Annotated in this window: 14 protein-coding genes; 10 read left to right on the forward strand and 4 right to left on the reverse strand. The window is 42.8% G+C overall.

Annotation, left to right across the window (positions count from 1 at the left end; translation table 11 throughout):
- Positions 1-875 (reverse strand): lysylphosphatidylglycerol synthase transmembrane domain-containing protein (locus tag ACLI1A_RS04355; RefSeq protein WP_411406481.1); only part of this gene is annotated, 875 nt, incomplete at its 3' end.
- Positions 876-1047: 172 nt separating this feature from the next.
- The gene (gene ychF, locus ACLI1A_RS04360) at positions 1048-2142 is read right to left on the reverse strand and encodes a redox-regulated ATPase YchF (RefSeq protein ID WP_411406483.1); all 1095 of its coding nucleotides are present in this window, start codon (positions 2140-2142) and stop codon (positions 1048-1050) included.
- Positions 2143-2448: 306 nt separating this feature from the next.
- Between ychF and ACLI1A_RS04365 the strand changes: the two genes are divergently transcribed.
- The gene (locus tag ACLI1A_RS04365) at positions 2449-2964 is read left to right on the forward strand and encodes a hypothetical protein (RefSeq protein ID WP_411406485.1); all 516 of its coding nucleotides are present in this window, start codon (positions 2449-2451) and stop codon (positions 2962-2964) included.
- 106 nt (positions 2965-3070) lie between these two features.
- Here ACLI1A_RS04365 and ACLI1A_RS04370 read toward each other — a convergent pair whose 3' ends face one another.
- Positions 3071-3424, reverse strand: a complete 354-nt coding sequence (locus ACLI1A_RS04370; protein WP_411406487.1) for a 4Fe-4S dicluster domain-containing protein — start codon at positions 3422-3424, stop codon at positions 3071-3073.
- A gap of 69 nt (positions 3425-3493) precedes the next feature.
- On the opposite strand from ACLI1A_RS04370, the gene ACLI1A_RS04375 reads away from it, so the two are divergent.
- The 3 genes from ACLI1A_RS04375 (at position 3494) to ACLI1A_RS04385 (ending at position 6757) form a co-directional block, all read left to right on the forward strand.
- Positions 3494-4552, forward strand: coding sequence for an acyl-CoA reductase (locus tag ACLI1A_RS04375; RefSeq protein ID WP_411406489.1), 1059 nt, complete (start codon positions 3494-3496; stop codon positions 4550-4552).
- A gap of 78 nt (positions 4553-4630) precedes the next feature.
- Positions 4631-5701 (forward strand): 3-phosphoserine/phosphohydroxythreonine transaminase, encoded by a 1071-nt coding sequence (serC, locus tag ACLI1A_RS04380; RefSeq protein WP_411406491.1) that lies wholly within the window; start codon positions 4631-4633, stop codon positions 5699-5701.
- A gap of 99 nt (positions 5702-5800) precedes the next feature.
- Entirely contained in the window at positions 5801-6757 is a 957-nt protein-coding gene (locus ACLI1A_RS04385) for a D-2-hydroxyacid dehydrogenase (RefSeq protein WP_411406493.1), read from the forward strand.
- A gap of 126 nt (positions 6758-6883) precedes the next feature.
- Here the strand turns inward: ACLI1A_RS04385 and ACLI1A_RS04390 are convergent, their stop codons facing one another.
- Positions 6884-7408, reverse strand: a complete 525-nt coding sequence (locus ACLI1A_RS04390; RefSeq protein WP_411406495.1) for a hypothetical protein — start codon at positions 7406-7408, stop codon at positions 6884-6886.
- 520 nt (positions 7409-7928) lie between these two features.
- Between ACLI1A_RS04390 and ACLI1A_RS04395 the strand changes: the two genes are divergently transcribed.
- The 6 genes from ACLI1A_RS04395 (at position 7929) to ACLI1A_RS04420 (ending at position 20239) form a co-directional block, all read left to right on the forward strand.
- Positions 7929-9347 carry a T9SS type A sorting domain-containing protein gene (locus tag ACLI1A_RS04395; protein ID WP_411406497.1) on the forward strand — a complete coding sequence of 473 codons (1419 nt, stop codon included), beginning with the start codon at positions 7929-7931 and terminating at the stop codon, positions 9345-9347.
- Between the two features lie 105 nt (positions 9348-9452).
- Positions 9453-12251, forward strand: coding sequence for a triple tyrosine motif-containing protein (locus ACLI1A_RS04400; RefSeq protein WP_411406499.1), 2799 nt, complete (start codon positions 9453-9455; stop codon positions 12249-12251).
- A gap of 246 nt (positions 12252-12497) precedes the next feature.
- Positions 12498-15536, forward strand: coding sequence for a SusC/RagA family TonB-linked outer membrane protein (locus tag ACLI1A_RS04405; RefSeq protein WP_411406501.1), 3039 nt, complete (start codon positions 12498-12500; stop codon positions 15534-15536).
- A gap of 11 nt (positions 15537-15547) precedes the next feature.
- On the forward strand, positions 15548-17017 hold the full coding sequence (locus ACLI1A_RS04410) for a RagB/SusD family nutrient uptake outer membrane protein (protein ID WP_411406503.1): 1470 nt from the start codon (positions 15548-15550) through the stop codon (positions 17015-17017).
- A gap of 12 nt (positions 17018-17029) precedes the next feature.
- Entirely contained in the window at positions 17030-18568 is a 1539-nt protein-coding gene (locus ACLI1A_RS04415; protein WP_411406505.1) for a hypothetical protein, read from the forward strand.
- A gap of 6 nt (positions 18569-18574) precedes the next feature.
- On the forward strand, positions 18575-20239 hold the full coding sequence (locus tag ACLI1A_RS04420; RefSeq protein ID WP_411406507.1) for a family 16 glycosylhydrolase: 1665 nt from the start codon (positions 18575-18577) through the stop codon (positions 20237-20239).
- Positions 20240-20318: the final 79 nt, after the last annotated feature.

Raw genomic sequence — 20318 nt, forward strand, 5'->3', positions numbered from 1 at the left:
GCCGGTTTCCTGAAATGGTAATACAAGCCCGGCGCCGATATAACAGCTGTAAGTATGGAGAAAACCGCTCCTACGCTTACGGCTGTTTGTATATCCAGGCTAAAGATGGCAGATGCCTGTAAGAACACATATTCGCGTACGCCGATACCCGAAAATGAAAATACCGATAGCAGCGAACTGATAAGGAATACCAGTATGTAAATAAGGTATAACGAAACCGATACTCCGCCAAACGCCTGTAAAATGCATATAACACACAGCACCTGGAACAACTGCACAACTACCGAATAGCCTATACCGGTATAAAAATAGTGTACATAATCTTTAAAGAACAGTTTTACAAACCAGCGCCCCATTATAAGAAACATTGCTACAAAGGCTATACCCAGTGCTACCTGTAACCCATAAGAAAAGCTAAAATAGGGCAATGTAATACCCAAAAGGCATACTATGGCAATAATACCAAACATACCAAAAAGCCTGTCGGCTACCATAAGCTTAATAAGCCGCTTTACCTTCCAGCCGAAACTTTTATTCAGTAGGTACACTTTATAGGCATCGCCTCCTACCCCACCGGGAATAAAAAAGTTATAGAACATGCCCAGCACATACAGCTCGCTGTTACTGCGAAGCGATATGGGCAGGTGTGATTTTATCATTAGTTTGCGCAGCCTTGCCGAAGACAATACCTGCGATACCGCCACAAGTACTATGCCCATTAGCAACCAAAACATATTGGCGTTATCCAGCTTCTCCTTTATATCAGACAGTTTTATTTTAGAATATACCAAATACAACAGCCCGGCCGTAATAAACAGTTTAAGTAATACGCTAAGGCTTTTTTTTATTTTTTTGGTATGGTCTGGTTTAGTCATTTCTATAAAGGATAATTAACAAGCAAAGGCGGCAAATATAAACAACATTTATGTTAAATGCTCAAGGAGATAGCGTAAACAAAAAAAGACTGTCTAAAAAGTGGTGATTCCTACTTTTTAAGACAGTCTTTATATCTTAATACTTAGTACTTGATACTCCGTACTTAATACATTATACGTTAAACCTGAAGTGCATTACATCACCGTCTTTAACTATATATTCTTTACCTTCTACCCTAAGCTTTCCGGCTTCTTTAACCTTAGCTTCAGTACCGTAGTTAGCATAATCATCAAAAGCAATAACCTCGGCACGGATAAATCCTTTTTCAAAATCAGAATGGATAACACCTGCAGCCTGCGGAGCAGTATCGCCTATGTTAATGGTCCATGCACGTACTTCCTGTACACCTGCTGTAAAATACGTTTGCAGGTTAAGCAGTTTGTAAGCACCACGAATAAGTGCCGAAGAACCCGGCTCAGTAAGGCCAAGGTCTTCAAGGAACATTTGGCGCTCCTCAAAAGTTTCAAGCTCAGTAATATCAGCCTCAGTGCCTACAGCAAGGTAAAGCACTTCAGCGTTTTCGTCTTTTACAAGCTCGCGCACCTGCTCTACATACTTGTTACCATTTACTGCCGAACCTTCGTCTACGTTACATACGTATAGTACAGGCTTTGTAGTAATAAGCTGGAAACTTTCCATAAGCCTTGCTTCCTCATCAGTTTGAGGCACAACCGTACGCGCAGATTTTGCCTGTAGCAGGGCATCTTTAATCCTTTCTAAAAGGGCCACTTCTGCCTGGGCTTCTTTTGCACCAACCTTAGCCGCTTTTTTAGCCTTTTCAAGGCGTTTTTCTACAGTTTCAAGGTCTTTTAGCTGCAGCTCTATATCTATAGTTTCTTTGTCGCGTATCGGGTTTACACTACCATCTACGTGTACAATATTATCATTATCAAAACAACGCAGTACGTGTATAATAGCATTACACTCGCGTATGTTGCCCAAAAACTGGTTACCAAGGCCTTCACCCTTACTTGCCCCTTTTACAAGACCTGCAATATCTACAATATCTACAGTGGCAGGTACCACACGTTGTGGGTTTACCAGTTCTTCCAGCTTAGAAAGCCTCGGATCCGGTACGTTTACCACGCCCACGTTTGGCTCAATGGTACAAAACGGGAAGTTAGCACTCTGCGCCTTAGCATTAGACAGACAGTTAAAAAGGGTCGATTTACCTACGTTTGGCAATCCTACGATACCTGCTTTCATTTAAGATGTTGTTTTTTGAGGGTGCAAAGATAGTTTTTTTTAAGCTTCTAAGCAACTTAGCCTCTGAGTTTCTGAGCCGGGTAACTGGGGTCGTTTAGTTATATAACAAACAAAACAAGCTTCTTAAGCCCAAAAACTTAAACCTTAAAAAATGAACGATTTATTTACGGGAAATGCACATAAAAACTAAGGGGCTAAGCAGCTCAGGGGCTAAGTAGCTTTTTAGCACTTCTTTATCTTTTTGTTACCAATGCTTTTAACATCTGCAAAATACCTTTGTATCAGTAACATAAAAATACAACTGATATGAAAAAGATAGCTTTGCTGGTGTTGCTTTCGGCGGGTTTTACCGTAGCAGCGCAAACACAGAACATAACCAAGGAGAGTACCACCACAACCGTAACGGTAAATAACGGAACAGGTAAACCTAAAAAGATAACAAAGACTGAAACCACAGAGGCGCGCCAAAACATAGAGCTGAAGGATGCCGACAGCAAAAAACTGAACAAGGATATGAAACCTACACCCGTACAGGTGAGCAGCAGCACTACCATACAGGGCGACGGTATACCTACTTACTACGAACTTAACGGTGAAAAATACATTTTTGTTACCGACAAAGGAGGGTATAAAATTTCATCGGATGCTGATACCAAATATGGCGTGGTACGACGCACCAGCACCGGACAGTACATTTACCGTACTAAAAATGCAACCTCTATAGGGTATTTTGATGAAAAAGGAAACTTTGTAGTAGAACGCTACGATGACAATACAGATGGTATTATGGTAGAAACGTACACCAAAGTACCGGTACAATAAAATTGTAATCAGTTGATTTGCTATGAAAAACAAACCCCGTAAGTTATTATGCTTACGGGGTTTTTATATTTTAAATGATGGTTTTAAATTAATCCCTCAAAATATCCTATTCATCGCCATGAAGGAAAGCCTGCCTGTTAAGTAAGGTTTCTTCACTTTCTACGTGGTTATCATCGGGCACGCAGCAGTCTACCGGACATACGGCAGCACACTGTGGCTCGTCATGGAAACCTTTACACTCGGTACACTTACCCGGTACTATGTAATAAATGTCATCGCTTATAGGTGTGTGTGGTGCATCGGCATCTACTTCCTCACCACTTGGCAGTACTATACGCCCGTGTAGTTTGGTTCCGTCTTTATAGCGCCAGTCGTCGGCACCTTCATATATAGCAGTGTTAGGACATTCAGGTTCGCAGGCCCCACAGTTAATACATTCGTCAGTTATTATAATTGCCATGGTAATCTATGGTATTAATACGTAAATTTGCAACAAAATTACGTCCAAATCCATTATTATACAAACATAATGACGTTAACAGAAAGAAAAAAAGCATTTGCCACACTGGGCACTTTCCTGGGGCAGTTCACCCCACAAAGCAGTACCCCACAGGCAGGAGTGCCTTTTAACGATGAATATTTCGAAAAATACCTTAGCCTAATAGAGCAATCGCAGATACACAACCACTGGTTTACGCCTGAGCAGGTGTACTTTGCTACTGCACAATGGGCCGAAGCACTTACCCAGGAAAACCTGGATAACTGGCTGATTAACTACGATCTTACTAACATAAACCCTAAGACTGTAGCTCTTATACTTGCAGGTAATATACCGCTGGTAGGGTTCCACGATTTTTTATCGGTACTTATAAGCGGGCATAAGGTTTTAGTAAAGCTATCCAGTAATGATAAGTTCCTGATGCCGCTACTGGCAAAATACCTTATTGCCGTAGCACCTGAGTTTGCAGACTACATAAAATTCTCTGATGAAAAGCTGGAAGGCTTTGATGCCGTAATAGCCACAGGCAGTAACAACACTGCCCGCTATTTTGAATATTACTTTAAAAGCAAGCCAAACATCATCCGCAAAAACCGAAACAGCGTAGCTGTACTTACCGGTAACGAAACCAAAGCAGAGCTTGAAGCCCTGGGCGAAGATATTTTCCGCTACTTTGGGTTGGGTTGCCGTAATGTGTCAAAACTCTTTGTACCGCAAGGATATGATTTTAAAGACTTTTTTGAATCTATTTTCCCGTATGGGGAAATTATCCACTACGAGAAGTACGCCAATAATTACGACTACAACAAGGCCGTTTTCCTGATGAGTAACTTTAAACTGCTGGATAACGAGTTCCTTACCCTTAAGGAAGACAGCAGCTACGCCTCGCCTATTTCGAGTATTTTTTATGAATACTACGATGATATTGAAGCCCTAAAGGCGAAGTTTGAAACCGAACACGAGCAGATACAGTGCATTGTAGCCAACACCGGTTTTGATAATGCGGTAAAATTTGGTCATACACAAAAGCCCGGATTGTTAGATTATGCTGATAATGTTGATACAATTTCATTTTTATCAAAAATTTGATGAAATTATTTATAAAAATTTTGGTGCTAAATCAACCGATTATTAGGAAATTTGTTGCACTTTATAAGTAAACACACAATGAAAAAGCACAACTTTAGCGCAGGTCCATCAATCCTGCCACAAGAAGTATTTGAAAAATCAGCACAGGCAATCCTTGATTTTAACGGCTCAGGCCTTTCAATCCTGGAAATCTCCCACCGCAGCAAAGATTTTGTTGCCGTTATGGAAGAAGCCCGCGCACTGGCCCTGGAACTTATGGGCTTAACCGGAAAAGGCTATCAGGCAATATTCCTGTCGGGTGGTGCATCGCTGGAGTTTATCCGCGTGCCTTACAACCTGCTTAAAGAAGGCGGAAAAGCAGCTTACCTTGACACAGGTACATGGGCCGCTGCTGCCATTAAAGAAGCTAAAAAATTTGGTACTACCGAAGTTGTGGCTTCCTCCAAAGACGAAAACTATAACTACATCCCTAAAGGATATACCATACCTGCTGATGCAGATTATTTCCATTGCACCAGCAACAATACCATTTTTGGTACACAAATGCAGGATTTCCCTGAAACAGATGTGCCACTGGTATGCGACATGAGTTCAGACATATTTTCACGTGAACTTGATTTCAGCAAATTCGGAATTATCTATGCCGGTGCACAAAAAAATATGGGCCCTGCCGGTACTGCCCTTATAGTGATTAAGGAAGAGCTACTTGGCAAAACAGGCCGCAACATTCCGTCGCTATTAGATTACCAGCAGCACATAGATAAGGAAAGTATGTACAATACCCCTGCGGTATTCCCTGTATACGCATCATACCTAACCCTGCAATGGATTAAAAACCAGGGCGGCGTTAAGGCTGTTGAAGCTAAAAACAACGAAAAGGCAGCACTGCTTTATGGCGAAATAGACCGTAATCCACTATTTGTAGGCACAGCCAAAACCGAAGACCGTTCTAAGATGAACGTGTGCTTCCTGCTTAAAGACGAAGCCCACACAGAACAGTTTGACAAGCTATGGAAAGCTGCTGGAATCAGCGGCCTTAACGGACACAGGTCTGTAGGTGGTTACAGGGCATCTATATACAATGCCATGCCAATAGAAAGCGTACAGGTGCTTGTAGATGTAATGAAGGAGCTTGAGAAAACAGTTTAATTTGTTTCAGGTTTAAAGTTTCAGGTTACAATCATACAGTAATAATATAGCTGAGTGAAGCACAATCTGAAATCTAAAATCATAAATCTAAAATCAAACATGAAAATATTAGCAAATGATGGTATCTCTAAAGCAGGTATTATAGCCCTGGAAGATGCCGGATATACCGTAATAACAACAAAGGTGGCCCAGGAACAGGTGGCCAATTATATAAATACAAACGATGTTGCCGTACTGCTTGTACGTAGCGCTACAAAAGTACGCAAAGACATTATAGATGCCTGCCCGGGTCTTAAAATAATAGGCCGTGGCGGTGTAGGTATGGATAATATAGATGTGGAGTATGCCCGCGAAAAAGGCATCCATGTAATAAACACTCCTGCTTCATCATCTGATTCTGTTGCCGAGCTGGTGTTTGCACACCTGTTTAGCGGTGTGCGTTTCCTGTATGACAGTAACCGCCAAATGCCTCTTGAAGGCGACACTAACTTTGAAGGTCTTAAAAAAGCGTATGCCAATGGTATAGAACTTCGTGGCAAAACCCTTGGTATTATCGGTTTTGGTCGTATAGGCCGTTCTGTGGCACGTATGGCGCTTGGCCTTGGTATGCGTGTGGTAGCTACAGATAAATTTGTAGACGAAGCTGAAGTTCGTGTAGATTTTTACAACGGTCAGTTTATCAATGTAGCCATTAAAACCGAACCGGTAGAAGACATTCTAAAAGAAGCTGATTTTATATCACTACACGTACCTGCCCAAAAAGAAGGTTACGTAATAGGTACACCTGAGTTTGAATCCATGAAAGATGGTGTGGGTATTGTAAACGCATCTCGTGGTGGTATTATAGACGAGGTTGCCCTGCTTGCCGCACTGGATAGCGGTAAAGTAGCCTTTGCCGGCCTTGATGTTTTTGAGGAAGAGCCTAAACCGGCTGTACAGGTACTAATGCACCCTAAAGTGTCGCTTACGCCACACATAGGCGCTGCTACTCTTGAAGCACAAGACCGTATAGGTACTGAACTTGCCGAGCAGATTTGCAGCCTGCTGAAACTTTAATTTTCAGAAAACCAATTATATTATGAAAGGAAGCGCCGTGGGAAACCATGGCGTTTTTCATTAATACAAATAGGAATGCCTGTGGGCATTCCTATTTTATACTTTTCTGTCAGGGCAGTACGGTTGTTATTTCTGAAACACGTAAGTAATGCTACCCGATGTATAAACCGCCTCTCCGCTACTGTTCCTGTCCGGATAGGTAGAAAGGATGTTGTCGTCTGCCAGGGTTAGCGTATTACCATCTTTTACAAGAGTAATAACTTGGTCATCGCCGTTTTGGTCTTCATAGGCTGCCGATATAATCGCATCATCATCAGTGCCCGATTGTACCTGCCATGTGCCCGATGCTTCAAACTCGTTTTTACAACCCACAGATCCGTCACTTTCATCAATAAGAATACCGGTAATTACATAGGTAAAGGTATTATCACTGTTAAGCCTTATTCTACCACCGTTATAACAACTTGATTCTTCTTTCTGGTTAATGTGTTCTTCACCGTCCTGGTCAAAGTCTGTAGCTGCCTCGGTGTTTACTTCCTTAAGTGTATAGGTACCTGCTATCCCTACATCGTTGTTGTCATCATCGCTGCACGACGTTAATCCCAGTGCACCTATGGCAAGCGCACCAAATAGAAAATTGATCTTTTTCATAATGGCAAATTAATTAGTGTTAGTACCCCAAAACTATACGGGTAAATATTTCAATTTTCTTAAAATGAAACTTTTAGAATAAGTTTAACAGCACAAACGCTATGGGATAATCCTTACCTCATTTAAAAACAAGGGACTGCAGCCCGCTGTAAGAAAAAATACTTAAAGGCTTTTAACAATAAACTTTAACCAAAAGATTAACAATGAACAACACAATATGTAATTATTGTGCTTTTTGGAACAAAACCCAGTTACAGACATAAACTATTGACCACAACAAAATCACTACGCATTAAATTTTAACTATACAACACCTATACAAAGAGGGTTTAATAAGATGATGGGGTTTAAAGCCTGTTACCCCGCCCATAATTAAAAGCGCTTATAATCACAAGGTTTCCCGTTTTTATACAATCCAAAAAAATATCGCCAAAAAAATGTATAGTTTCTATATAGGTGGCTTTATTACATCGTTTTCGTTGATTATATAATTTTATCATACAACCTTAAACAAGTATTTATGGAACCCAAAACTCTACATTTAAAAACATTTAAAAAACTTGCAATAGCTTCTTTGGCTATATTTGGCTTACAATCCGGATTGGCACAAACCAACATTACCGTAGATGCCAATGCTAACTGGGTAGGCGCAGTGCTATGTTATGACAACACCCCTGAGCAACCTTACTTATGGTATAGCGACTGGGCACTTGCCGATGTAAAAACCGAAAAGAACACTACAGACAATACCCTTACACTATATCCTAATTATAATGCCTACAGCGCCACAGACAGTTACTGGTCTAACGGCGATATGGGAAATAAATACCTGGATGGTATTACCATGGTTATAGATGATGCCCTTGCCACACAGGAATTTACTTTTTCGGCAAATGTTACATCATTTACGCTTGCATCGGGTTATACAGCCAGGGCCTTTGTAAAAACTTTCTCTGCAGACTGGGCTACACTAAACGAAACGTACGCTTATATTACAGAAACAGGTATAGTAAGCATACCTTACAATGCCAACTTGTATGCAGGGGCAGCCCACGTTCAATATGGATTTATGATTCACGGGCTAAATGCTAACCCTGCCTATATGGCCGAATACGGCAATGTAGTAGTAACCGCAGGCGAACCCGAAGTACCGCAGGGTACAGTGGTAGATATTACCGCCACATCAGCTCTTGTTGGATATGCCAACTGGTTTAACCCTGCTGATAACAGCTATGCGGGTGGTAGTGAATGGGGCTTAGCAGACATTCAAACCATAATAAATGAAGATGGTACTATAGACCTTCACCCTAACTACAATACCTATGGCGATGGTACAGATGCTTATTGGGCAAATGGAGAGATAGGTGCTAAGCTATTTGAGGGTAACACCTACGTTCAGGACGAATCACTGCTTGGGCAAACAGTAACCTTTAACGGACACTGTATAACCAATACTTTTGCAGAAGGGTACACAGCAGTGGCCTTTATAAAAGTAATGGACAGCAACTACAGTACTGTAAAATATGTAAATGCACCGCTTACAACAAACGGAGACTTCAGCCTTACCGTAACCCCTGCTGATTACAGTAATGGCGCACATTTCCAGTACGGGTATACCGTTACCGGGTTAAACGCTAACCCAGCACAAGCTTCGTCAATAGGTTATGCCAAAGTAGGTACATCAACTGCCGCTGTTGCTACAAACACTAAAAATGCACTTACCGTTTACCCTAACCCTGCAAACGACGTACTTAACATTGTCAATCAAAACACAATTGAAAGCCTTACAGTGTATAACATGCTGGGACAGGCTGTAATAACAACTCAGCCAAAAAACACAACAACAAGCTTAAACATAAGCAACCTAAATTCTGGTGTTTATATGGTTAATGCTACAGCAGGCGGCAAAACGTCTACCATTCGTTTTATTAAGCAATAAAGTAATTTAATTTCGTGTTGATAGTTAACCGCAGTGCCTTAAAGCACTGCGGTTTTTCATTTTTGTTTTATTATATTCGTACATTCATACCAACAGATATAACGTTTGAAAAAGATAATCTTTTTATCCATCATATTTTGCTTCCTGTCGTTACACGCACAGGACCTCCCTCCTATCCTAAAATACAATCCTGTAAACTATGCTGCCGGTAACCAAAACTGGATGATAAGCCAGGACAACAACGGCTATATGTACTTTGCTAACAACGAAGGCCTGCTGGAGTACAACGGGTCGGAATGGAGCCTGTACCCCACCCCAAACGAAACCATAATGCGTTCGGTTAAAGTGATAGGTAACCGTATTTACACCGGGTTTTATATGGATTTCGGGTACTGGACGCGCAAGGAAGACGGCAGGCTGGCCTATACTTCATTGGGTAAAAAAATCAGGAATAAGATTATAGACGATGAACAGTTCTGGAACATTATACAGTACGATCGCTGGGTGCTGTTCCAGTCGCTGATGCAGGTTTTTATATACGATACCAAAACCGGGAAGTTTAATGTTATCGGTTCTGATACGGGTATGCACCGGGTATTTACGGTAAACAATACCGTGCTGTACCAAACTTTTGGCTCCGGCTTATTTGAAATAGAAAACGGCAAAAGTAAACCCATAAGTAACGATCCTTTCCTCACAGCTAATAAAATAGTAAACATATACGGGCAGGACGATGGTTACCTGATACTTACGCAACACAATGGTTTTTATACCTTTAAAAACGGAAAGTTTAGCAAATGGGCAATCCCTGCCGATGCCGAACTGGGTATGGGTACTATATACAGCAGCAGCAAGCTTTCTGACGGAAGCTTTGCCATAGGTACGGTGAGTAACGGTATTTTTATACTAACCGCTAACGGCACCGTAAAATACCATATTACACAAAACAAGGGACTGGGTAACAATACCGCCCTTTCACTATATGAAGATAACGACAACAACGTATGGCTGGGGCTAGATAATGGTATAGACTGCATTAACCTGCAATCGCCGGTGCGCAGCTATGCCGACGATACAGGCTTTTTAGGTACGGTTTACAGTTCAGTACTACACAACGGACTGTTGTATGTAGGCACTAACCAGGGATTGTTTTGTAAGCCTTACAATTCTGGTGAGAATTTTAAATTCATCCCGGGTACAAAGGGCCAGGTATGGTCGTTATACGAATATGACGGCACACTGTTTTGCGGGCACGACTTTGGTACTTATATCATTAACGGTACAACAGCTACAGCTATATTCACCGGGTTAGGTACCTGGAAGTTCGAACCGCATCCGCATAACAAAAACCTGCTGATACAGGGCAACTATATGGGGCTTTCGGTACTGGAAAAAACCGCCACAGGGTGGAAATTCCGTAACCGAATTGATAATTTCGGGGTATCGAGCCGCTTTTTTGCCATCAGGAAGAACAACGAAATTTATATAAGCCACGAATACAAAGGTGTTTACCGTATAAGTGTAGACGAAAACTACACAAAAGTAAAGGACGTTACCATTTACAAAGAACCGGGAAAAGGCAGAAACGCAAGCCTTGCTACCTTTAACGGTCAGGTATACTACGCCTCTAAGGAAGGTATCTTCAGGCTTAATGATAAAAGTAAAAAGTTTGAAAAGCAGGCACGGCTTTCTTCAATATTTGGTAATGACGAATATACATCGGGCAAGTTGATACCCGATAGTAGCGGTAAGCTATGGTTTTTTACCAAAAACTACATTAATTATTTATCATCGGGTAAGCTGGCTGCAGAATTAAAACACAACATTATCCCCATACCATCGAGCTTAACTAACTCCATGCCGGGGTTTGAGAACATAGCACAACTATCGCCAAATGTATACCTTATAGGCACTACAGACGGCTACTATACCCTGAACGTAAACGAGATTTCGTTCAAAAAATATGCTGTATCAATAACCGGAATCACCGCGAATGAACAAAACAAAGCGCCATTTAACCTTACTGTAAAGGGAAACAGCAAAGTAGATTACAATGCTAATAACCTGACTTTTACCTTTACCGTGCCGGAGTACGGTAAATACATCAATGCCGAATACAGCTATCAGCTGGAAGGCATGCAGGACGAATGGAGTGAATGGAGCACCCGTACCTCAGTAAACTTTAAAAACCTCCCTGCCGGTAGCTACATCTTCAGGGTAAGGGCTAAGACGGGCGACTCACAATCGTTAAATACGGCAGTATACACCATAACGGTTTTAAGGCCGTGGTATGCTACTAACTTTGCAATTTGTATATATGTAATACTGGGCATAGTGGCAGCGTACCTTATAAACCGCAGCTACAAAAACTACTACCGCGAGCAGCAGGAAAAACTAATTGAGGAAAACAACCGCCTACTGGAAATTAAGGAGCTTGAAACCGAGCAGGAACTGATGCGCCTGAAAAATGACCAGCTGCAACAGGAGTTTGAAAACAAAAACCGTGAGTTGGCGGCCAGTACCATGAACCTCATTAAAAAGAACGAATTACTATCGGCAATAAAAGACGACCTGAAAAAAACCAGCGAAGGCGACCGCAGCCTGAAATCGGTTATTACAACCATTAATAAAAACATAAACGAAGACGACACCTGGGATATGTTTAAGGAAGCCTTTAATAATGCCGATAAAGACTTCTTGAAGAAAATTAAAGCCTCACATCCATCGCTTACACCAAACGATTTACGCCTATGTGCTTACCTAAGGCTAAACCTTTCGTCTAAGGAAATAGCTCCGTTACTAAACATTTCGGTACGCAGTGTAGAAATAAAGCGTTATCGTTTGCGTAAAAAAATGGATTTACAGCACGAACTGGGACTGGTTGAGTACATATTGTCAATATGACCCAACTCAACATTTAGTAAAAACACCTATACAATACCTATACAAACCGTGTATTTACAAGGTTTTCGTAAAAATATTTTAACACTTAACAAACCGCCTAAAAGCCTGTTAATACTGCTTTAAAGGGCTTTTAAAAACACAACCCATCATTTTTTTATCAATGTAGAATTTTTGTAGAGGTTTATTTTGGGTTTCATCTGAAAAAGGCGGGTAATTTTATCATATCACAAAAAACCCAAATCTTATATGAAGTCAAAATTATTCTTGTTTGCCTTCCTGTTATTTTCGGCATTCTGTTTTGCACAGGATGTACAAATAAGCGGGCAGGTAACTGAAGCCGCAACAGGACTACCCATTCCGGGAGCGAGTGTAACGGTTAAAAACAGCACTGTAAGCACTGCTACAGACATTGATGGTAACTATACCATAAAAGTTGCAAAGGGTGCTACACTTATCTTTAGCTACATCGGTTTTGAAACCGTAGAAAAAACCGCTACCGGAGGCACTATTTCGGTTAGCCTGGCGGAAAACGTAAAAACCCTGGACGAAGTAGTGGTAATAGGCTACGGTAGTCAGAAGAAAAAAGAAGTTACCGGTGCAGTAAGCATGGTTAGCGCAGAAACCATAGACAAAATGCGTCCTGTAAAAATAGAGCAGGCGCTACAGGGTACGGTATCGGGTGTAAACGTTACCACCACATCAGGTTCTCCCGGTGCAGGCTTATCTATCCGCATCAGGGGTATTGGTACTAACGGTAACGCCGATCCTTATGTACTTATAGACGGGTATGCGGGCGAACTGGGACTACTAAACCCGGCAGATATAGAAAGTATAACGGTACTTAAAGATGCTCAGGCAGCCATATATGGTGTTTTGGGTGCAAACGGTGTAATACTCGTTACAACTAAAAAAGGCCGCAAAAACCAGAAACCAAAACTGGTATACAATGTATACAGCGGTTTCCAGGAAACATCGCGTAAGCTACCATTACTTAACGCTACAGAATATGCCGCACTGCTTAACGAAACCTATGCAAACGGCGGGCAAACCATACCCTACCCTAACCTTAGCGGGCTGGGCCGTGGCACCGACTGGCAAGACCAGGTGTTTAGTAAAGGGGTACCTATTACAAACCACGACCTAAGCCTTTCGGGTGGTAGCGAAACCATAACCTATTCGTTAGGTGTTTCAAGCCTGGACCAAAAAGGTATTGTGGGCGAAGACAAATCGGGCTTTAACCGTAATACTGCACGCCTGGGTCTGGGTATAGACATCACCCCGAAACTGAAGCTGAATACAAACATGATTTTCACCCAGTTTGACAGAAAGAGCCTGAACGAAAACGTACTGGGATCTGTACTGTTTAACGCGCTAAACGTACCGGCTACACTAAGCCCATACGACGAAAACGGAGATTATACGCTGGTACCCAGCACTACAGGTTTTGGTACAGAAATCATTAACCCGCTGGCGCAGATACAAAACACCTACAACGATTATAACTTCCGTAAGCTAAACGGTACTTTTGGTTTGGATTATGAAGTAATAAAAGGACTAAAAGTTACCGGGCGTATAGGTTTTAACAGCGCAAACAGCGAAGGCAGGAATTTTAGCCCTGAAGTAAATTATGGTGGCAAAATATATGACGTAACCCGCAGCAGCGTTACACAAAGTGCGGCAAACGACAAAAGCTATACACTGGATTTGTTTGCAAACTACGACCGTACTTTTGATGAGGCACACCACATAACCGCTACAGTAGGTACAACACAATACAAATCGTGGGGCGGATACCTTTCGGGAACCGGATACGATGTACCTTACAACAGTTGGCAATACGCAAGCATCAACCTAACGACAGGGTTCCTAAACGGAAAAACATCCTCTGCATATTCGTATGACCAACGCAGGGTATCACACTTTGGCAGGTTACAGTACGACTACAAAGGCCGTTACCTACTTTCGGGTATGCTGCGCCGCGACCTTTCTACCAACTTTGCACCGGAATACAGAGTCGCTTGGTTCCCGTCTGTTACTGCAGGTTGGAACATATCTGAAGAATCGTTCTTCAACAAAGAAGGCATTATAAGTTTTGCCAAGCTCCGAGCCAGTTATGGTAATTTGGGCAGTGACAGTGGCCTTGGCAGCTCTATATTCTTTTCAGGCTTGAATGGAGAAGCTACCTATGTGTTTAATGGTGTTATGGTAAACGGTGCCGCTACAGGAACAGTAGCTAACCCGAGGGCAAAATGGGAAATTTCTAAAAAACTAGACATAGGTGCCGACATTAACCTATTTAAGGACAAAGTAAGTATAGTAGCTGATTATTTTGATGATACCCGCTCAAACCAGTTGATACCTAACATACCTACAACAGGTCTTGTAGGTATAGGAGCGCCGGGAGCAAGTGCACCTACCGTAAATGCCGGTACAGTAAAAAACTCAGGTTTTGAATTTGCCGTAGGCTACAAAAACAACCTTAGCGATAATTTCAGGCTGGAGGCCAACTATAATGTAACCTTCATTAAAAATAAGGTTACAGAGGTAAACAACGGAACGGGCTACTACCCTGGTGGTACCTTCGGGCTTAGTGAGCAACCATCGCGCATGGAAATAGGCATGCCAATGGGATATTTTTACGGCTATAAAATGGAAGGTATTTTCCAGAACCAGGCAGAAATTGATGCTGCTCCAAGCCAGGCAGGTTTAGGCTCGGCCACTACCTCTCCGGGTGATATCCGCTTTAAGGATGTAAACGGCGACGGCGTAATTACCGCTGCCGATAAAACTAACTTGGGTAACCCAATACCAAACGCTACCATGGGCTTTAACCTGAGCCTTAGCTACAAAGGCTTTGATTTTACATCGTATGTTTTTGCATCATTGGGTAACGATATGGTACGTGCTTATGAGCGTAACGTACCTAATGCTAACCGCCTTAACTACGTACTGGACCGCTGGACAGGCGAAGGTACAAGCAACAGCGTACCAAGGGTAACTACGGGTGCTACTAACAATACCTTATTTTCATCGTACTACGTAGAAGATGCATCATACTGCCGTATACAAAACGCACAAATCGGTTACTCTGTAAACCCAGAGTGGCTTGGCAATGTGGTGTCTAAGGCACGTATTTACTTTGCAGTAAACAACCTGTACACCTTTACAAAATACAAGGGATATGATCCGGGCGCTTCAAGCGGCGCACCTATAGGCAGCGGTATCGACTATGGTTTTTACCCGGTACCAAGAGTGTATATGATAGGCGCCAACATTAATTTTTAACCCAAAGCATCATGAAAAGGAAATTTCTTATTGCCATTACGGCATTAACCATAATAAGTTTCAACACTTCGTGCGACGATTTTGTTGACACTACCCCACCCTACCAGTTAGACTCTGACAATTACTTCCTTAACGAAGACGATTACCAGAATGCCCTAATAGGCGTATACGATATACTGCAAAGTACCTATGTAAACGTGCTGCTGGGCGAAATAGCCTCAGACAATACTCTTTGCGGAGGCGAAAGCGCTACCGACGTACCGGGCTTTCAGCAGGTAGACCAAATGAGCCACACGCCTGTAAACGCCAACCTGAAGAACGTTTGGGACTGGATGTTTGCCGGTATAGCCCGTGCCAACTACATCATGGAAAACAAGGATAAAACCGATTTTGAAGGCAAAGAGAAAATCATTGCGCAAACGCGTTTCCTACGTGCTTATTTCCATTTCGAACTGGTAAAATGGTTTGGCGGTATCCCTTTGAAAGGCGATCAGCGTTTTGTAGTAGGCGATGAAACCACCATACCGCGTTCTACAAAAGAAGAAGTGTATGCCTCTATAGAAGAAGACCTGCTGTACGCCATAGAAAATATGGAAACAGGCCAGCAGGAAGCCGGCCGCATAACAAAAGGTGCTGCACAGGCACTACTGGGCAAGGCATACCTGTACCAGGGCAAATACCAGCAGGCAGCAGACATACTTGAGCAACTGATACAAAGCAATGCCTACACACTGGTAAGCGATTACGACACCATCTTTGAAAACTCAGGTGAAAATGGCACTGAGTCTGTATTTGAAGTACAGTATACCGACCAGGAAGGTGCAGGTTTCGGCTGCCTTCAGTGTAGCGAGGGTAACGTAGCAGTGGGCTTTAACGGCCCAAGGAACTTTGTAGGCCCACTATACGATTCGGGTTACAGCTTTAACATCCCTACTGCCGAATCGTATGGTATCTATGAGCCGGGTGACAACCGTCGCGATGTAGCCATACTGGATATTGTAGCCTTTGCTGCTGCAAATACAGGTACTACATATGGAGAAGGCTACCAGCATACAGGTTACTTTAACAAGAAGTATATTCCAAGGCAGGGCGACCTAAACCTGGGCGACAGTAAACTGACCAATCCTAACAACTATAGGGCTATACGCTACGCCGATGTACTGCTTATGGCTGCCGAAGCCTTTAACGAAGTAGGCGACGACAACAAAGCCCGTACGTATGTAAACATGGTAAGGGCGCGTGCCTTTGGCGACAGTAACCATAACCTAAGCGCATCTGGGGCTGCACTGGGCGACCTTATTTTTGAAGAGCGTCGTAGGGAGCTTATGGGCGAAGGCCACCGTTTCTTCGACCTGGTACGTACAGGCCGCGGTAACCTTATACCAAACTTTACCACAGGTAAAAACGAGCTATTCCCTATACCGTATGAGGAAATACAATTCAGTAACAACAACTGGCAGCAAAACCCAGGCTATAACTAACAGTTAATTATCATGAAACACTTAAAATACATCTTTATACTGTTTGCAGCCGTGTTGTTTGGCTGTACAGAAGAAGGCGATATAGGCTTTGTGGAAAATGCCGAAGCGCCAAAGAACATTACTGCACTGTTTACCATTTCGCAGGACAACACTGGTAATGTAACCATTGCCCCTCATGGCGAGGGCGTTACCGCTTTTGAAATATACTACGGCGACGGCACTACCGAACCCGGCACGCTTTCGGCTGGAGAAAAGATAAACCACATTTACCCTGAAGGTACCTTTACTGTTAAAGTAGTAGGCATAGGTATTAATGGCAAAACTACTGCTGTAGAGCTACCATTAACAGTATCATTTGTGGCACCGGAAAACCTTGCAGTTACTATAAGCAATGTAGTGGGCAGCCCAATGATGATAAACGTTAGCGCAGAGGCCGACCTGGAAACCTACTTTGAGGTAACTTTTGGCGAAGACCCTACTGCTGTACCTGTACAATTTAACGAAGGCGATACCGTAAGCTATACTTACAGCAATATTGGCACCTATACCGTAACGGTAACAGCCTTTAGCGGTGGTAGCGAAAGTACATCATACTCACAAGAGGTAACTATAAGCAACCCGCTGGCACTGCCTATAGATTTTGAAAACAGTACACTAAACTATGCCTTTACCACATGGAGTGGTGCTGCCGCAGATGTGGTGGACAACCCTGATGCTACCGGTATAAACACCAGCAGCAAAGTGGGCAAGCTTATACCTGCCGCAGGACAAACCTGGACAGGTGGCTACTTAACATTGGATACTCCGCTGGATATGACAAACCATTTCTTTAAAATTAAAGTATGGTCGCCACAGGCAGGAGTGCCGGTACTGTTTAAGCTTGAAAACCTTACAGACGGTGGCATCAGCGCCGAGCATACCCTGTATACCAGTGTAGCAAACCAGTGGGAAGAACTTATTTATGACTTTACAGGTGCTACAGCCAGCTACTCTAAGGTGGTACTGTTCTTCAATGCAGGTAATCCGGGTACGGGAGACACCTATTACTTTGACGATATTGAACAATCAGCGTCGGGTGTAGAGATAGGGTTCCCACTTACTTTTGAGCAGAATCCTAACCTTACCTGGAACAACTTTGGTGGTGCGGTAGGTTCACAGGTGGTTAACCCTGATCAAAGCGGTGTAAACACCAGCATGCAAGTGGGCAAGTTCCTTAAAACAGCAGGTTCGCAAACATGGGCCGGTATCGCCATACCATTTGATGACGTTATCGACTTTTCGGTAATGAAAAAAGTAAAAATGAAAATTTGGTCACCACAAGCGGGTATCACGGTACTGATGAAGTTTGAAAACATGAACCCACACAATACGGCAGACGATATTGAAAAAACTACCACCACAACGGTAGCTAACCAGTGGGAAGAAATCACGTTTGACTTTACAGGCATAGACAACTCTAAGAACTACCAGCAAATAGTACTGTTCTTTAACTTCAACGTGTCCGGTACGGGCGAAACCTATTATTTTGACGATATTAAACAGTCTAACTAAAATACTATGAAAAAGGCTTTAAAAATATTTGGGTCGTTCCTGTTACTACTGTTATTTGCAGTAGGATGCCAGGACGATGAACATAGTTTTGGCGACTTAACAGCGCCAAGCAACCTTGAACTGGGCTACACCATAGTGGGCCAAAGTACCGAAAACCCTAACGGTGACGGTAGCGGTAATGCGGTAATTACGGCTCATGCCGATGGTGCCATAACCTATAAATTTATATACCCTGACGGTACTTTTGACAGTAATGGCAGCGGCGAAATAACAAAACGTTTTACCGAATCGGGCGTACACTCGTATGAGGTTACGGTAATTGCTTACGGTAAGGGCGGTACATCTACTACAGGCTCTATAACCATAACCGACCTGCTAAGTACCTTTGATGACCCTATTACAGTACAAAAGCTTACCGGTGGTGCCACCAAGGTATGGTATTGGGCAGCATCTGAAGCCGGGCACCTTGGCGTAGGCCCTAACACCGTAGACGGCAACAACTACTGGGCATCATGGTATATGGCTCAGCCTTTTGAAAAAGCAGGTTCAGAAACAAGCAGCTGTCTGTACAATAACAAGCTAACCTTTACAAAAGACGGCAACCTTATCCGCTTCAGCCTTGATAACGGTGGTGCTACCTTCTTTAATGCCGGCTATGTAGGCGTAGCAGGAGGATCTCAAACTGAAGATACCTGCCTGGCATACGACACTTCAGGACAAAAAACCGTATCGCTTGAGCCAAAGAACTCTGTTGTTGCAGATGAGTTTACAACCGGAACACAAATGAAGTTTAGCGATAACGGCTTTATGGGTTATTACATTGGTACAAATACTTATGAAATCCTTGAAATTACCGATAACCGCATGGTAGTACGTGCCGTACAGGGTAATAACAGCGGGCTGGCATGGTATCACATTTTTACTACCGAAGACCCTTACGGAACTCCGGATCCGCAATACAATACCCTTATGTGGGCAGATGAATTCGACTACACCGGTGCGCCCGACAGCACCAAATGGACCATGGAAATCGGTAACGGAACCAACGGCTGGGGTAATAATGAACTGGAATATTACAGGGCTGAAAATGCTACAGTGAGCGACGGAACACTAAAAATCACGGCTAAAAAAGAGACTTATAACGGATACTCATATACATCTGCACGTATGAATACCCACAACAAGTACGACTTTAAATACGGCCGTGTGGCAATAAAAGTAAAACTGCCTACCGGTGGTGGTACCTGGCCTGCGCTGTGGATGCTGGGCAGCAACTACGAAACTACCGCCTGGCCGGCCTGTGGTGAAATAGATATAATGGAGCATGTAGGCAACAGCCAGAATGTGGTTCACAGTACGCTGCATTATCCAGGTAACTCAGGAGGAAATGCCAACACCTCATCAGCTACTGTAGCAGGAGTTTCAGATGGCTTTAAAATCTACGAGCTGGTTTGGAGTGCTGATGTAATTAAATTCTATGTAAGGGATACCGAAACATCAGATCCGGTACTTATTAAGCAGTTTACTAACTCTACAACCGCTCACCCGTACTTTAACTGGAATTACTTCCTGATATTTAACGTAGCTATGGGTGGAAACATGGGTGGTACAGTGGATGCTGCCTTTACACAAAGTGCCATGGAAGTAGACTATGTTCGCGTTTACCAATAAAACTTTTCAAAAAAAACATCTTTCTTAAAATACCTGCATTAAGGTATGGTAAGCCGGTTATTTACCGGCTTACCATTAC

This window comes from Flavobacterium sp. RHBU_3 (assembly GCF_046613565.1).
GTDB lineage: Bacteria > Bacteroidota > Bacteroidia > Flavobacteriales > Flavobacteriaceae > Flavobacterium.

Bases quoted from the DNA above. Each gene is read 5' to 3' on its own strand.
- ychF (WP_411406483.1), bottom strand. From the start codon at position 2,142: ATGAAAGCAGGTATCGTAGGATTGCCAAACGTAGGTAAATCGACCCTT.
- ACLI1A_RS04365 (WP_411406485.1), top strand. From the start codon at position 2,449: ATGAAAAAGATAGCTTTGCTGGTGTTGCTTTCGGCGGGTTTTACCGTA.
- ACLI1A_RS04370 (WP_411406487.1), bottom strand. From the start codon at position 3,424: ATGGCAATTATAATAACTGACGAATGTATTAACTGTGGGGCCTGCGAA.
- ACLI1A_RS04375 (WP_411406489.1), top strand. From the start codon at position 3,494: ATGACGTTAACAGAAAGAAAAAAAGCATTTGCCACACTGGGCACTTTC.
- serC (WP_411406491.1), top strand. From the start codon at position 4,631: ATGAAAAAGCACAACTTTAGCGCAGGTCCATCAATCCTGCCACAAGAA.
- ACLI1A_RS04385 (WP_411406493.1), top strand. From the start codon at position 5,801: ATGAAAATATTAGCAAATGATGGTATCTCTAAAGCAGGTATTATAGCC.
- ACLI1A_RS04390 (WP_411406495.1), bottom strand. From the start codon at position 7,408: ATGAAAAAGATCAATTTTCTATTTGGTGCGCTTGCCATAGGTGCACTG.
- ACLI1A_RS04395 (WP_411406497.1), top strand. From the start codon at position 7,929: ATGGAACCCAAAACTCTACATTTAAAAACATTTAAAAAACTTGCAATA.
- ACLI1A_RS04405 (WP_411406501.1), top strand. From the start codon at position 12,498: ATGAAGTCAAAATTATTCTTGTTTGCCTTCCTGTTATTTTCGGCATTC.
- ACLI1A_RS04410 (WP_411406503.1), top strand. From the start codon at position 15,548: ATGAAAAGGAAATTTCTTATTGCCATTACGGCATTAACCATAATAAGT.
- ACLI1A_RS04415 (WP_411406505.1), top strand. From the start codon at position 17,030: ATGAAACACTTAAAATACATCTTTATACTGTTTGCAGCCGTGTTGTTT.
- ACLI1A_RS04420 (WP_411406507.1), top strand. From the start codon at position 18,575: ATGAAAAAGGCTTTAAAAATATTTGGGTCGTTCCTGTTACTACTGTTA.